The sequence below is a fragment of the Acidovorax sp. ACV02 genome (assembly GCF_014851475.1).
GTDB classification, from domain to species: Bacteria; Pseudomonadota; Gammaproteobacteria; order Burkholderiales; family Burkholderiaceae_C; genus Acidovorax; species Acidovorax delafieldii.
This window is the reverse complement of record NZ_JACUZU010000005.1, coordinates 144,586-159,122: the sequence shown is the minus strand read 5'-3', so window position 1 is coordinate 159,122 and position 14,537 is coordinate 144,586. Positions and strand designations below refer to the sequence as shown.

Annotated in this window: 11 protein-coding genes; 3 read left to right on the top strand and 8 right to left on the bottom strand. The window is 62.5% G+C overall.

The features are described from left to right. The first annotated feature begins 50 nt into the window (after positions 1-50). On the top strand, positions 51-2,282 hold the full coding sequence (locus IB236_RS13620) for an EAL domain-containing protein (RefSeq protein ID WP_192421180.1): 2,232 nt from the start codon (positions 51-53) through the stop codon (positions 2,280-2,282). Between the two features lie 62 nt (positions 2,283-2,344). On the opposite strand, the gene glmM is transcribed toward IB236_RS13620, so the two are convergent. The 4 genes from glmM to IB236_RS13600 all read right to left on the bottom strand — a co-directional run bounded on the left by glmM (position 2,345) and on the right by IB236_RS13600 (position 7,480). After that, a complete protein-coding gene (gene glmM / locus IB236_RS13615) occupies positions 2,345-3,679 on the bottom strand; it encodes a phosphoglucosamine mutase (RefSeq protein ID WP_192421179.1) in 1,335 nt (444 codons plus the stop codon). Positions 3,680-3,769: 90 nt separating this feature from the next. Continuing rightward, positions 3,770-4,600 (bottom strand): dihydropteroate synthase, encoded by an 831-nt coding sequence (folP, locus tag IB236_RS13610; protein ID WP_192421178.1) that lies wholly within the window; start codon positions 4,598-4,600, stop codon positions 3,770-3,772. A 123-nt stretch (positions 4,601-4,723) separates the two neighbouring features. Further along, positions 4,724-6,643 (bottom strand): ATP-dependent zinc metalloprotease FtsH, encoded by a 1,920-nt coding sequence (gene ftsH / locus IB236_RS13605; protein ID WP_056067227.1) that lies wholly within the window; start codon positions 6,641-6,643, stop codon positions 4,724-4,726. A 171-nt stretch (positions 6,644-6,814) separates the two neighbouring features. Continuing rightward, positions 6,815-7,480 (bottom strand): RlmE family RNA methyltransferase, encoded by a 666-nt coding sequence (locus IB236_RS13600; protein ID WP_056067225.1) that lies wholly within the window; start codon positions 7,478-7,480, stop codon positions 6,815-6,817. A gap of 105 nt (positions 7,481-7,585) precedes the next feature. Between IB236_RS13600 and IB236_RS13595 the strand changes: the two genes are divergently transcribed. Further along, the gene (locus IB236_RS13595) at positions 7,586-8,059 is read left to right on the top strand and encodes a YhbY family RNA-binding protein (RefSeq protein WP_056067223.1); all 474 of its coding nucleotides are present in this window, start codon (positions 7,586-7,588) and stop codon (positions 8,057-8,059) included. A gap of 44 nt (positions 8,060-8,103) precedes the next feature. Next, complete coding sequence (locus tag IB236_RS13590; RefSeq protein WP_370539920.1) at positions 8,104-8,835, top strand: glycosyltransferase; 732 nt, start codon at positions 8,104-8,106, stop codon at positions 8,833-8,835. An 81-nt stretch (positions 8,836-8,916) separates the two neighbouring features. On the opposite strand, the gene IB236_RS13585 is transcribed toward IB236_RS13590, so the two are convergent. From IB236_RS13585 to carA, 4 genes are all read right to left on the bottom strand, one after another. Beyond that, the gene (locus tag IB236_RS13585) at positions 8,917-9,363 is read right to left on the bottom strand and encodes a DUF4149 domain-containing protein (RefSeq protein ID WP_056743714.1); all 447 of its coding nucleotides are present in this window, start codon (positions 9,361-9,363) and stop codon (positions 8,917-8,919) included. Between the two features lie 28 nt (positions 9,364-9,391). Beyond that, positions 9,392-9,868 carry a transcription elongation factor GreA gene (greA, locus tag IB236_RS13580; protein ID WP_056067220.1) on the bottom strand — a complete coding sequence of 159 codons (477 nt, stop codon included), beginning with the start codon at positions 9,866-9,868 and terminating at the stop codon, positions 9,392-9,394. A gap of 201 nt (positions 9,869-10,069) precedes the next feature. Continuing rightward, positions 10,070-13,315: a carbamoyl-phosphate synthase large subunit gene (gene carB / locus IB236_RS13575; protein ID WP_116749504.1), complete on the bottom strand. Its 3,246-nt coding sequence runs from the start codon at positions 13,313-13,315 to the stop codon at positions 10,070-10,072. Beyond that, a complete protein-coding gene (carA, locus tag IB236_RS13570; RefSeq protein WP_192421176.1) occupies positions 13,315-14,478 on the bottom strand; it encodes a glutamine-hydrolyzing carbamoyl-phosphate synthase small subunit in 1,164 nt (387 codons plus the stop codon). Before carA ends, carB begins: the two co-directional genes overlap by 1 nt. Positions 14,479-14,537 lie beyond the last annotated feature (59 nt).

Genomic DNA, 14,537 nt, shown 5'->3' with positions numbered 1-14,537 from the left:
TTTGGCACAATTTTCTGAGGCCGTCTGGCCCTGCCGCCTGTTCTGGTCTTATGTATTCGCTGTTCAGCACTCCGCCCTCGCAGCGCGCCGGAGTGCCCCCTGACACCCCCCTGCAACGCACCTTGCGTGAACAACAAACCCTCCTGGACAGCGCGGGAGTGGGTATCGTGTTCCTGCGCCAGCGCAGCGTGGTGCGCTGCAACCAGCGGTATGCCGAAATTTTCGGCTATGCCAGCCCCGCCCACTTGGTAGGGCTCAACACCGAAGCCTTCTATCCAGACCGGGATGCATTCCGGGACCTCGGGCGCACGGCTTATCCCGCGCTGGCCCAGGGGCAGTCATTCCGGATTGAACGCCAGTTGCGTCGTCAGGACGGCACACTGTTCTGGGGCAGCCTCACGGGGCGCCTGATCAATCCGCACGACACCGGAGAAGGCTCGATCTGGATCGTGGACGACATCGATGAGCAAAAGCGTGCCCACGCCGCGCTGAATGCCGCTGTGCGGGAAAAGCAGTTGCTGTTTGACAGCGCGATGGTCGGCATCGTCTTTCTGCGAGACCGGCATCTGACCCGCTGCAACCACCATTTTGAACAGATGCTGGGCTTTGAGCCGGGCGAACTCATGGGCAGCTCGTCGCGTCGCTGGTACGCCAGCGATGCTGCCTGGCAAGAAGTGGGCGACCGCTGCTACCCCTCGCTGGTGGCCGGACAGTCGTACGAGGGCGAGGTGGAGCTATGCCGCAAGGACGGCACCCCTGTGATTTGCGAAGTGCGCAGCAAATGCATCGATCCCGCCGACCCTGCCCAGGGGACCATCTGGATCACCATGGACATCACCGACCGCAAACGCGCGCAGGCGGTGCTGGCCCAGGCCCATGAGGAGCTGGAGCGGCAGGTGCAAGACCGCACGCGCGAGCTGCGCGAGACAGTGGAAAACCTGCACCGTGAAATCAATGACCGCAAGGCCGACCAAGAGCGCATTTACTGGTTGGCCCACTACGATGCGTTGACCGGTCTGCCCAACCGTGCCCTGCTGGCAGAACGTGCGCAGCAGGCCATTCGGGTGGCGCAGGAGAACCAGACGCCGCTGGCCGTCATCTTCCTGGACCTGGATCACTTCAAGCATGTGAACGACTCTCTGGGCCACCGGGTGGGCGATGTGCTGCTGGTCGAAATTGCCAAGCGCCTGCGTGCGGTGGTGCGCGACAAGGACACGGTGTCGCGCCTGGGAGGGGATGAGTTCATCCTGCTTCTGCCAGGCGCCGACGCGCGGGGTGCAGCCAGGGTCGCCAGCAAGTTGCAGGAGGCATCCCGTCAGCCGTACCAGATCGATCACCACGAGCTGACCATGGCCCCGTCGATGGGCATTGCGCTGTTCCCCCAGGACGGACACGATTTCGATACTTTGACCCAGTCGGCAGACGTGGCCATGTACCGCGCCAAGCTGGACGGACGCAACACCTTTCGCTTCTTTACCCCCGAGATGCAGGCCCAGTCGGTACGGGCCCTGCAGCTCGAAAACGCATTGCGCCGTGCGCTGGAGCGCGATCAGTTCCACCTGCACTACCAGCCACAGATGAACCTGGCCACGGGTACTGTGCGCAGTGTGGAAGCCCTGCTGCGCTGGCAACACCCCCAGCTGGGTGCGATTTCTCCGGGAGAGTTCATCCCCATCGCCGAAGACAGCGGCCAGATTCTGCAGATCGGCGAGTGGGTGCTGCGCACAGCGCTGGCCCAGCTCAAGGCATGGCGCAGTTGCGGGTTTCCCGAACTCACAATGGCAGTGAACCTATCGGCCATTCAATTTCGCCAGCCACAGCTGCCAGAGCTGGTGAGCCGGGTGCTCGCGGAGTTTGACCTGCCCCCCGATTCGCTGGAACTGGAGCTGACAGAGGGGGTGGCAGTGGACGACCCCCATGCGGCGGTGGCCACTATGGACCAGTTGCATGCGCGTGGAGTGCGGATGTCGATGGACGACTTCGGCACGGGCTATTCGTCACTCAGCCAGCTCAAGCGGTTCCAGATCTTCAAGCTCAAGATCGATCAATCCTTTGTGCGCGACCTGGGCAACGACAGCAACGACCGCGCCATCGTCAGCGCCATCATCCGCATGGCGCAGGCGCTGGGCATGCGTACTACCGCCGAAGGTGTGGAAACCGAGGGGCAACTGGCCTTTTTGCACGAACAAGGTTGCGACGAAGCGCAGGGCTACCACTTCAGCACGCCACTGCCCGCGGAGCAGCTGGAACGCTTCATGCGGCAACACACACCAGCACACTGAGCGGCCTCAAGACCCCTTCCAGCGCGACGGACGCTGCTCCACTCCGCCGATAGACCAAGACCTCAACCCGCGCGGGCTGCGTCGGCCAGGCGCTGAGCGCAAGAGCTGGCCAACTGCGCGTCGCGCGCCTCCACCATCACACGCAGCAGAGGCTCGGTCCCACTGGCGCGGATCAGTACTCGGCCCGAGGAGCCCAACTGCTGCTCCACCGCCTGCGTGGCCTCTGCCAGTAAACGGTTGGCCTTCCAGTCCTGCCCTGGCGCCAGTCGGACGTTGAGCAAGACCTGTGGGTAGAGCGTAATGCCTGCCAGCAGCTGCGCCAGCGTGCGGCCACTGCGCACACAAGCCTGCAGCACCTGCAGGGCACTGACCAAACCGTCGCCGGTGGTGTGTCGGTCCAGGGCCAGCAGATGCCCGGACCCCTCCCCGCCCAACACCCAGTGGTGGCGCGCCAGTTCTTCCAGTACGTACCGGTCACCGACCTTGGCGCGTACAAACTTCACTCCCTTGGCCAGTAGCGCCACCTCTACCGCCATGTTGGTCATCAGCGTGCCCACCACGCCAGGCACGTGCTCGTCACGGCCCATGCGGTCTGCCGCCATCAGGTACAGCAGCTCGTCACCGTTGTACAGCCGCCCAGTGGCGTCCACAATCTGCAGCCGGTCTGCATCCCCATCCAGGGCAATGCCATAGTCGGCATGGTTTGCGCGCACAGCGCGCACCAATGCGTCGGGGTGTGTCGCACCGACCTCGTGGTTGATGTTGAGGCCGTCGGGTGCGCAGCCAATCGACAGCACCTCCGCACCCAGCTCGTGGAATACCTTGGGCGCCACCTGGTACGCGGCTCCGTGGGCAGCGTCCACCACAATCTTCAGGCCCTTGAGCGTCAGGTCCTGGGGAAACGTGCTCTTGCAAAACTCGATGTAGCGCCCGGCCGCATCATCCAGGCGCCGGGCCTTGCCCAGGCTGGCCGAATCGACCCAGACGGGTGGTTCGGCCAGTGCGGCTTCCACCGCCAGCTCCCAGGCGTCCGACAGCTTGGTGCCTTGCGCACTGAAGAACTTGATGCCGTTGTCAGGGTAGGCGTTATGGCTGGCGCTGATGACCACGCCCAGACTGGCGCGCTGGGCGCGGGTCAGGTAAGCCACGCCTGGCGTGGGCAACGGCCCCAGCAGCACCACATCCACCCCTGCCGAGTTGAAGCCAGACTCCAGCGCGCTTTCAAGCATGTAGCCAGAGATGCGGGTGTCCTTGCCGATCAACACTGTGGGCCGCTCTTCCGTGCGGCGTAACACGCGACCCACGGCATGGGCAAGGCGCAGCACGAAATCCGGTGTGATGGGCGGCTGCCCCACAGTGCCACGGATGCCGTCGGTTCCAAAGTATTGGCGTGTCATGTTCTGGCGTCTCCTCGTACGGATCTCAGTATGTTGTTGTCAAAGGCGAGGACCTGGCGCCCCACTACCTGCTCTCGAATCACTGGCCCCTCAGCCAGATCGCTGCATCGCAGACCACACTGCCAGTGCCGCCACCGTCTCGCGTACATCGTGCACACGCACTACCGACGCGCCCCGCTCTACCGCGAGCAAGGCGGCGGCCACACTGGGTACCATGCGTTGGCTCACCTCCAGCCCGGTGATCGTGCCCAGCGATGACTTGCGTGACCATCCCGCCAGCAGCGGGTAGCCAGCGGCCAATACCTCGGACTGTCGTGCCAGCAACGCAAAGTTCTGTTCCACCGTTTTGCCGAAACCAATGCCCGCATCCAGCAGGATACGAGCCTTTTCGACCCCAAGCGCTAGTAGATTATGCGCTTGCAGCTGCAAAAATGATAGCACCTGAGGCACCACATCCCCCCCCATGGGCGCCTGTTGCATGGTCTGCGGGTCGCGGTGCATATGCATCAGGCACACACCACACTGCGGGTGCGCAGCCACCGCTGCCACAGCTCCTGGCTGCCGCAGGGCCCAGATGTCGTTGACGATGTCAGCCCCCAGATCCAGCACAGCGCGCATGACCTCCGGCTTGTAGGTGTCCACTGAAATCGGGACACCCAGCGCCACAGCCTCACGCACCAAGGGAACGACGCGAGACAGCTCCTCATTCAGCGGCACAGCAGGGCTGCCTGGGCGGGTGGACTCACCACCGATATCCAAAATATCTGCGCCCTCTTTCAACAGCTGTTCGCAATGCCGTAGCGCAGCAGCCGTGGAGCCATGGCGCCCACCATCGGAGAAAGAATCAGGAGTGACGTTGACGATGCCCATGACCTGGGGACGGACCAAGTCAATTGCGAAGCGAGAGGTTTGCCAGATCATGCCGATCACACCCGTGCAGATTTCGAAATAGCGGCTCGACAAAGCATTCCGCAAGAAAAAACGATGGTCCCCATGAAAAACGGGGCACAAGGCCCCGTTCAGACGGCTGGACCGCGAGCCTGGTCAGGCCGCCGTCGGTGCGGTGTCCGTGGCTACAGCTGGAGTGCCGCCACTGGAGTTATCACCACCAGAGGGAGGGGTGCGTGGCGTCCAGTCCTTGGGAGGACGAGGTTCCTTGCCCGCCATGATGTCGTCCAACTGTTCGGTATCGATGGTTTCCCATTCGAGCAAGGCCTTGGCCATGGCGTGCATCTTGTCACTGTTCTCTTCGATCAGGCGGCGGGCGAGGTTGTACTGCTCGTCGATGATGCGGCGCACTTCCATGTCCACCTTTTCCATGGTCTGTTCGCTCATGGTGGTGGTCTTGGTGACCGAGCGGCCCAGGAACACTTCGCCTTCGTTCTCGGCGTAAACCATCGGCCCCAGGGCATCGGTCATGCCGTAGCGCGTGACCATGTCGCGGGCGATGTGGGTCGCGCGCTCGAAGTCGTTGCTGGCGCCGGTGGTCATCTGGTTCATGAACACTTCTTCGGCAATGCGGCCACCGAACAGCATGCTGATCTGGTTGAGCATGTATTCGCGGTCATAGCTGTAACGGTCCTGCGCGGGCAGGCTCATCGTCACGCCCAGAGCACGGCCGCGGGGAATGATGGTGACCTTGTGCACGGGGTCGCACTTGGGCAGCAACTTGCCGATCAGCGCATGGCCTGACTCGTGGTAAGCCGTGTTGCGGCGTTCTTCCTCGGGCATAACCATGCTCTTGCGCTCGGGGCCCATGAGGATCTTGTCCTTGGCCTTCTCGAAGTCCTGCATCTCCACGGTGCGCGCATTGCGGCGGGCAGCCATCAGGGCGGCTTCATTACACAGGTTGGCCAAGTCGGCACCACTCATGCCGGGGGTACCACGGGCGATGATGCCAGGCGCCACATCCTGACCAATCGGGATTTTGCGCATGTGCACGTTCAGGATCTGCTCGCGGCCACGGATGTCGGGCAGCGTCACATACACCTGGCGGTCAAAACGGCCTGGACGCAGCAGGGCGGCGTCCAGAATGTCAGGGCGGTTGGTGGCTGCCACCACGATGACGCCCAGGTTGGTTTCAAAGCCGTCCATCTCGACCAGCATCTGGTTCAGGGTCTGCTCGCGCTCGTCGTTACCACCGCCCAGGCCAGCGCCACGCTGGCGGCCCACCGCGTCGATTTCATCGATGAAGATGATGCAGGGAGCGTTCTTCTTGGCGTTGTCGAACATGTCGCGCACGCGCGCTGCGCCCACGCCAACGAACATTTCCACGAAATCGGAGCCGGAGATGCTGAAGAACGGCACCTTGGCTTCGCCAGCGATGGACTTGGCCAGCAGGGTCTTGCCAGTGCCGGGAGGTCCCACCAGCAGCAGGCCACGGGGAATACGGCCGCCGAGCTTCTGGAACTTTTGCGGGTCTTTGAGGAAGTCCACCACTTCCTTGACTTCTTCCTTGGCCTCGTCGCAACCGGCCACGTCAGCGAATGTGACCTGGTTGTTGTTCTCGTCCAGCATGCGCGCCTTGCTCTTGCCAAAGCTGAAGGCGCCGCCCTTGCCGCCACCTTGCATCTGGCGCATGAAGTACACCCACACGCCAATCAACAGCAACATGGGCCCCCAGCTGACAAGGAGGGTCATGAGCAAGGAGCCTTCCTCACGAGGCTTCACGTCGAACTTGACGTTGTGATTCAGCAGGTCACCCACCAGACCACGGTCCAGCACCGAAGCGTTTGTGCGGATCTTGCGATCATCGGTGGTGACCGCAACAATCTCGCCACCGCTCAGCCCTTCGGGAATGGTGGCACTCTTGATACGGTTATTGCGGACTTCGTCCAGAAACTCGGAATACCCAACGTGGCCTGCACTGGCGCCGCTGCGAGTGTCAAACTGCTTGAACACCGTGAACAGCACCATGGCAATGACCAGCCATACGGCAATTTTTGAAAACCACTGATTGTTCAAGCGGGGCTCCAGTTGCAGGGAACAGAAAACGGACACACTGCCGTCATGGCACGCATGTGCGGCCCATTTTAGGTCTTTCAAGCCACGGGACCAGCTCTATTCCCCCTCACGCCCATGGAATCAGCACGGGCTTTGCAGCCAAAGTTCACGGATTCTTGACCTGAGGCAAGTCTAGACAGGCTGCTTTTTCAGCCCCATGCCCACCAGGAAGGTTTCTGACGACTTGTCGCGCGACGCCTTGGGTTTCAAGGGTTTGACGACCTTGAAGGTCTGCTTGAACAGGGTGACCAGATCGCTGTATCCGCTGCCATGGAACAGCTTGACCACCAGGGCGCCTTCCGGTTTCAAATGGTTGCACGCAAAATCCACAGCCAACTCCACCAAATGCGCAATCCGTGCTGCATCGGCCGACTCGATGCCCGACAGGTTGGGCGCCATGTCAGACACCACCACGTCCACCACCCGGCCGTCGAGCGCCTGCTCCAGGCGCTCCAGCACCTCAGGCTCGCGAAAGTCTCCGTTCAAGTAGGTAACGCCTTCAATGGGGTCCATGGGCAGAATGTCCAGCGCAATGATCACCCCGTTGAGCTGCCCCGCTGCGGCGCCAGCGGGCGACATACGCCTGCGCAGATACTGGCTCCACGCCCCCGGTGTGGAGCCCAGGTCGACCACCGTATAACCAGGCTTGATGAGGCCCAGTTGCTCGTCAATCTCCTTGAGCTTGTAGGCGGCACGGGCGCGGTAACCCTCCTTCTGTGCCAATTTGACATAGGTGTCGTTCACGTGGTCGTTGAGCCACGCCTTGTTCACCTTCTTACTCTGGGTTTTGACTTTCATATGGCGGTATTGTCTCTCGACAATCGCTGTAGCTGGTGACTTGAAAGCCTTGCCGCACTTGGTAGGTGGAGTCACCCCACCACGGGCCGCAGACATAATACGGGTATGCCCCAAATTCAACTGACTCCTGCCGAGCGCCGGGAACAACGCGCCAATGCCCACCACTTGGACCCCGTGGTCCTGATCGGCGGCGATGGCCTCACCCCTGCCGTGAAGAAGGAAATCGACGCCGCCCTCAACGCCCATGGCCTGATCAAGGTGCGTGTTTTCAACGACGATCGCGTGGCGCGCGAGCTGATGTACCAGGAGCTGACCGCCGAACTCAACGCTGCACCCATTCAGCACATCGGCAAACTGCTGGTGCTGTGGCGGCCCCAGCCTGTCAAAGAGCGAACCATCGACGAAGACCGGATGCCCGGCCCACGCGATGTCAAGGTGCTGAAGTACAGCAAACGGGGTGGTCAGCGCCCCGAGATCAAGCAGTTGCGTGTGCTCGGCAACCAGCGCCTCACGTCAGGCGGCCAAATCAAGCGCGCCAAGCCCAAGCAAAAATCCATCAAGAAGCGCCAGGCTGACTGATGACCGCTGAAGCAGCATCTGCAACCATTGCAGCACCTGCCGGCATGGCGCCGACGCGCCACATCCTCTGCATGAAATGGGGCACGAAATACGGCCCCGAATACGTCAACCGGCTGTACGCCATGGTGCGCCGGCATCTGAGCGGAGACTTCCGTTTTGTCTGCCTCACCGATGACAGCACCGGAATCCGTAGCGAAGTGCAATGCCTGCCCATTCCTGCACTGGATCTACCGCCCGGCATTCCCGAGCGGGGCTGGACCAAGCTGGCCACGTTCAGCGCAGACTTGCATGGACTGCGGGGCACCGCCCTGTTTCTGGACGTGGATGTGGTCGTCACCGGCAGCCTGGATGATTTTTTCACCCAGCCCGGCGAATTCCTGATCATTCACGACTACAAACGCCCATGGCGCATCACGGGAAACTCGTCGGTCTACCGCTTCAAGCTTGGCGCCCATCCTGATGTGCTGGCGTATTTTCGCGAACACTTCGCGGAGATCCGCGCACAATTTCGCAACGAACAGGCCTACCTGTCCGACTTCTTGCACAAGCAGGGCAAGCTGCAATACTGGCCCGCTGCATGGTGCCCCAGTTTCAAGTACCACGGGATACCGCCGTGGCCCACCAATTACTGGCGCGCTCCGTTGGTGCCCGAAGGCGCACGCATCGTGATTTTTCACGGGGAATGCAATCCCCCGGATGCGCTGGCGGGGAGGCGCAACCGCCGCTTCCGCTACATCCGCCCAGCTACCTGGGTGGCGGAACACTGGCACGAATAGGCGCGAGGGCGGGCCGCGGCTTGTCCTCAAAAGAAAAGTCCACGCCGCAGCAGGTCTGTCAGCGAGTCGCTTGCCTGACCGTCAATCGCTGGCGGACCGCTCTTCCACTGCCGTGTGCGCTCCTGGCCGAAGCGTTTGCCAGAACACTGCCAAGGCGCAGCCCCATTGCACCGCATACATCACTGTCCCCACGCTGTGCCACAGACGCAAGTCCTGCCGGGCCACAATGCGGGGCGCCACACCAAACTGGTTGAGCAACGCCAGCAGCAGGCCGCCCAGAACGAACAGCATGGCTGCGCGTGCCCACGGATATTGGGTCACCCCATGCCGAGGTCTGGACAGCAGCAGCAGCACCACACAGCACACCACAGCCACCCAGGTTTGCGCCGCAAACAGCCGGGCCGCCATCTGTCCCGCCAGGGAAGGGGATGGCAGATAGGCGAACAACAGCGGCACCACCAGAAAGCCGATGGTGGTGAGACTGCCCCACCACAAGGCCGCCACCAGAACGGGAAGTCGCGGGCGCATGCCCAGCCACATGGCAGCCATCACACCATCACTGGTAGCTGACCGCCACCACTTCATAGCGGCGGATGCCACCGGGGGCCTGCACCTCAGCGGTGTCGCCCTCCTCCTTGCCAATGAGGGCACGCGCGATGGGGCTGGAAATATTGATCAGGCCTCGCTTGAGGTCCGCCTCGTCTTCCCCGACGATCTGGTATTTCACCGTGTCGCCCGACTCTTCGTCCTCCAGTTCGACCGTGGCACCAAACACCACCTTGCCGCCGCCATCGACCGCACTGGGGTCGATGACCTGGGCCACCGAGAGCTTGCCCTCGATCTCCTGAATGCGGCCTTCGATAAAGCCCTGGCGGTCCTTGGCTGCGTCGTAATCGGCGTTTTCACTCAGGTCGCCCTGCGCACGCGCTTCGGCAATGGCCGAGATCACAGCGGGACGCTCCACGGTCTTGAGTCGGTGCAGCTCTTCCTTGAGCATTTCGGCGCCGCGCTTGGTAATTGGAATGGTGGCCATGAGATTGAGTCTCCACAAGTCAAAACGGTGAAAGTGCAATGCACTTCCACCGATCTTTCGCCACGCTGCGCCCCGCAAAACACGGGCGGGTGCACATGGCACATCTACAAAAGGAAACCGCCGCACGTTGCCGCGCGGCGGTGTTAGTTCGGCTGCAATTATGCCGTGTTTGCGGCGGCAAAAGCCACCGCAAAAACCCGGTCAGGCCGCCAGTTGAGCGTGCAGTTCCTGCACGGAATACACGTCGAGCTTGTCGAGGTACTTCATGCCCTCGACGGCCGCCTCGGCACCAAAGATGGTGGTGAAGGTGGTCACGCGGGCCAGCAGCGACGAGGTGCGGATCGCGCGAGAGTCTGCAATCGCATTGCGGCGCTCTTCCACCGTGTTGATGACCATGACAATCTCATTGTTCTTGATCATGTCCACGATGTGCGGACGGCCTTCCGTGACCTTGTTGACCACCACCACCGGGACGCCCGCCTCGGCGATGGCCGCAGCGGTGCCCTTGGTCGCCACCAGGTCGAAGCCGAGCGCCACCAGCTGGCGGGCAATGTCCACCGCACGGGGCTTGTCGTTGTTCTTCACGGTGAGGAACACCTTGCCCGACGTCGGCAGCTTGGTGCCCGCGCCCAGCTGGCTCTTCACGAACGCTTCCCCAAAGGTCTTGCCCACGCCCATCACCTCGCCTGTGGACTTCATCTCGGGGCCGAGAATGGTGTCCACGCCCGGGAACTTGACGAAGGGGAACACGGCTTCCTTCACGCTGAAGTAAGGCGGTGTCACTTCCTTGGTGATGCCCTGCGAAGCCAGCGACTGGCCCGCCATGCAGCGCGCTGCGACCTTGGCCAGCTGGATGCCGGTGGCCTTGGAGACAAACGGCACCGTGCGCGAGGCGCGGGGGTTGACCTCCAGCACGTAGATCACGTCCTTGCCATCCACTTCCTGAATGGCGAACTGCACGTTCATCAGGCCCACCACGTTCAGGCCTTCGGCCATGGCAGCAGACTGGCGCTTGAGCTCGTCCACCGTGGCTTGCTTGAGGTAGTACGGCGGCAGCGAGCAGGCCGAGTCGCCCGAGTGCACGCCGGCTTGTTCGATGTGCTCCATCACGCCACCGATGAAGGTCTTGCCTTCGGGGTCGCGCAGGCAATCCACATCGCACTCGATGGCGTCGTTCAGGAAGCGGTCGAGCAGCACGGGCGAGTCGTTGCTCACCTTGACGGCCTCGCGCATGTAGCGCTCCAGGTCTCGCTGCTCGTGCACGATTTCCATCGCGCGGCCGCCCAGCACGTAGCTAGGACGCACCACCAGGGGGTAACCCAGCGTGGCGGCCTTTTCCAAAGCCTCGGCTTCGGTACGCGCCGTGGCATTGGGCGGCTGGCGCAGGCCCAGGTCGCCCAGCAGCTTCTGGAAACGCTCGCGGTCTTCGGCCGCGTCGATCATGTCGGGGCTGGTGCCGATGATCGGCACGCCTTCGGCTTCCAGGCCCAGTGCCAGCTTGAGCGGCGTCTGGCCGCCGTACTGCACGATCACACCGTGTGGCTTTTCCTTGTCCACGATCTCGAGCACGTCTTCCAGCGTCAGCGGCTCGAAGTACAGGCGGTCGGAGGTGTCGTAGTCGGTCGAAACCGTTTCAGGGTTGCAGTTGACCATGATGGTTTCGTAGCCATCCTCGCGCATGGCGAGTGCGGCATGCACGCAGCAGTAGTCGAACTCGATGCCCTGGCCGATGCGGTTCGGGCCACCGCCCAGCACCATGATCTTCTTCTTGTCCGTCGGCGCAGCTTCGCACTCTTCCTCGTAGGTCGAATACATGTAGGCCGTGTTGGTGGCGAACTCGGCAGCGCAGGTGTCCACGCGCTTGTACACGGGGCGAACGTTCAGCGCGCGGCGTGCTTCGCGCACCGATTTCTCGGTGGTCTTGAGCAGCTTGGCCAGGCGGCGGTCGGAGAAGCCCTTCTTCTTGAGCGTGCGCAGCGTGTCGGCATCCAGCGTAGCCAATGCCGCATCGCCCTTGTCGGCGGCGAGCTGGTCGAGTTCGAGTTCGATCTTCACGATCTCTTCGATCTGCACCAGGAACCACTTGTCGATCTTGGTGAGGTCGTACACCTCGTCCACCGACAGGCCCATGGCAAACGCATCGCCCACGTACCAGATGCGCTCGGGACCGGGCTCGCCCAGTTCCTTTTCGAGCACTTCGCGGTCCTGGGTCTTTTCGTTCATGCCGTCCACGCCCACTTCCAGACCGCGCAGGGCTTTCTGGAAGGACTCCTGGAAGGTGCGGCCCATGGCCATGACCTCGCCCACAGACTTCATCTGGGTGGTCAGGCGGCTGTCGGCCGTCGGGAATTTCTCGAACGCAAAACGTGGGATCTTGGTGACCACGTAGTCGATCGAAGGCTCGAACGAGGCAGGCGTGGCGCCGCCGGTGATTTCGTTCTTGAGCTCATCGAGCGTATAGCCCACGGCCAGCTTGGCCGCGACCTTGGCAATCGGGAAGCCCGTGGCCTTGGAGGCCAGCGCTGACGAACGCGACACGCGCGGGTTCATCTCGATGACGATCATGCGGCCGTCCTTCGGATTGACCGAGAACTGCACGTTGGAGCCGCCCGTGTCCACGCCGATCTCGCGCAGCACCGCAAGCGACGCGTTGCGCATGATCTGGTATTCCTTGTCGGTCAGCGTCTGCGCGGGGGCCACCGTGATCGAGTCCCCTGTGTGCACGCCCATGGGGTCCAGGTTCTCGATGGAGCAGATGATGATGCAGTTGTCCGCCTTGTCGCGGACCACTTCCATCTCGTACTCCTTCCAGCCGAGCAGCGACTCTTCAATCAGCAACTCGTTGGTGGGCGAGGCTTCCAGGCCGCGCTTGCAGATGGTCTCGAACTCTTCGGGGTTGTAGGCAATGCCGCCGCCGGTACCGCCCAGCGTGAAACTGGGGCGGATCACGGTGGGGAAACCCACGGTCTTTTGCACGGCCCAGGCTTCGTCCATGCTGTGGGCAATGCCGGAGCGCGCGGAGCCCAGACCGATCTTGGTCATGGCGTCCTTGAACTTCAGGCGGTCTTCGGCCTTGTCGATGGCTTCGGGTGTGGCACCGATCAACTCGACCTTGTACTTGTCGAGCACGCCGTTGCGCCACAGGTCCAGCGCGCAGTTCAGCGCAGTCTGGCCGCCCATGGTGGGCAGGATGGCGTCGGGGCGTTCCTTGGCAATGATCTTCTCGACCGTCTGCCAGGTGATGGGCTCGATGTAGGTGACGTCGGCGGTGGCCGGGTCGGTCATGATCGTCGCAGGGTTGCTGTTGATCAGGATGACCTTGTAGCCTTCTTCACGCAGGGCCTTGCAGGCCTGCACGCCGGAGTAGTCGAACTCGCAGGCCTGGCCGATGATGATCGGGCCGGCGCCAATGATGAGGATCGATTTGAGGTCTGTGCGCTTTGGCATTATTTCTTCTCCATCAGCGCGGTGAAGCGGTCAAACAGGTAGGCGATGTCGTGCGGGCCGGGCGATGCCTCGGGGTGGCCCTGGAAGCAGAACGCAGGCTTGTCGGTGCGCTCCAGCCCTTGCAGCGTGCCGTCGAACAGGCTGATGTGCGTGGGGCGCAGCGTGGCGGGCAGCGAGGCCATGTCCACGGCAAAGCCGTGGTTCTGGCTGGTGATGCTCACGCGGCCGTTGTCCAGGTCCTTCACCGGGTGGTTGGCACCATGGTGGCTGTTGTCCATCTTGAAGGTCTTGGCGCCGCTGGCCAGTGCCATGATCTGGTGGCCCAGACAGATGCCGAAAGTGGGCACGCCTGCATCAACGATCTGGCGGGTGGCTTCGATGGCGTAGTCGCAGGGCTCTGGGTCACCAGGGCCGTTGGACAGGAACACACCATCCGGCTTCATGGCCAGCACGTCGGCCGCGGGCGTCTTGGCGGGCACCACGGTGAGCTTGCAGCCACGTTCGGCCAGCATGCGCAGGATGTTCTTCTTGACGCCGAAGTCGTATGCCACCACATGGAAGCGCGGGGCAGCCTGTGTGCCATAGCCTTCGCCCAGCTTCCACTCGGTCTGGTCCCAGGTATAGGTCGATGGGGTGGTCACCACCTGGGCAAGGTCCAGGCCCTTCATGCTGGGCGCGGCCTTGGCAGCCGCCAGGGCTTCGTCTATGCGCGCCTGCGTCACAGCCTCACCAGCCGCCAAGCCCAGGACGGCGCCGTTCTGCGCACCCTTGTCGCGCAGCAGGCGGGTGAGTTTGCGGGTGTCGATGTTGGCAATGGCCACCGTCTTTTCGCGCACGAGGTACTGCGAAAGCGTTTCGGTGGATCGGAAGTTGCTGGCCAGAAGGGGCAGGTCTTTGATGATCAGGCCTGCAGCATGGACCTTGTCGGCTTCGATGTCTTCCGCATTGACGCCGTAATTGCCGATGTGCGGATACGTCAGGGTGACGATCTGCTGGCAGTAGCTGGGGTCGGTGAGGATTTCCTGGTAGCCGGTGATGGCGGTGTTAAACACCACTTCACCGACCGTGGTGCCGGTGGCACCGATCGAGTTACCGATAAAGACCGTGCCGTCTGCGAGCGCCAGGATGGCGGGCGGGAAGTTTCCCTTGAGAGACAAAAGCACTGGGTTCTCCGGATGGTTACGGTCGCCCGGCGCCTGCAGACCACTCGCACACTCGAAGC

Coding starts and splice junctions, on each gene's coding strand:
- IB236_RS13620 (WP_192421180.1), top strand. CDS start 51: ATGTATTCGCTGTTCAGCACTCCGCCCTCGCAGCGCGCCGGAGTGCCC.
- glmM (WP_192421179.1), bottom strand. CDS start 3,679: ATGACACGCCAATACTTTGGAACCGACGGCATCCGTGGCACTGTGGGG.
- folP (WP_192421178.1), bottom strand. CDS start 4,600: ATGATCTGGCAAACCTCTCGCTTCGCAATTGACTTGGTCCGTCCCCAG.
- IB236_RS13600 (WP_056067225.1), bottom strand. CDS start 7,480: ATGAAAGTCAAAACCCAGAGTAAGAAGGTGAACAAGGCGTGGCTCAAC.
- IB236_RS13595 (WP_056067223.1), top strand. CDS start 7,586: ATGCCCCAAATTCAACTGACTCCTGCCGAGCGCCGGGAACAACGCGCC.
- IB236_RS13590 (WP_370539920.1), top strand. CDS start 8,104: ATGGCGCCGACGCGCCACATCCTCTGCATGAAATGGGGCACGAAATAC.
- IB236_RS13585 (WP_056743714.1), bottom strand. CDS start 9,363: ATGCGCCCGCGACTTCCCGTTCTGGTGGCGGCCTTGTGGTGGGGCAGT.
- greA (WP_056067220.1), bottom strand. CDS start 9,868: ATGGCCACCATTCCAATTACCAAGCGCGGCGCCGAAATGCTCAAGGAA.
- carB (WP_116749504.1), bottom strand. CDS start 13,315: ATGCCAAAGCGCACAGACCTCAAATCGATCCTCATCATTGGCGCCGGC.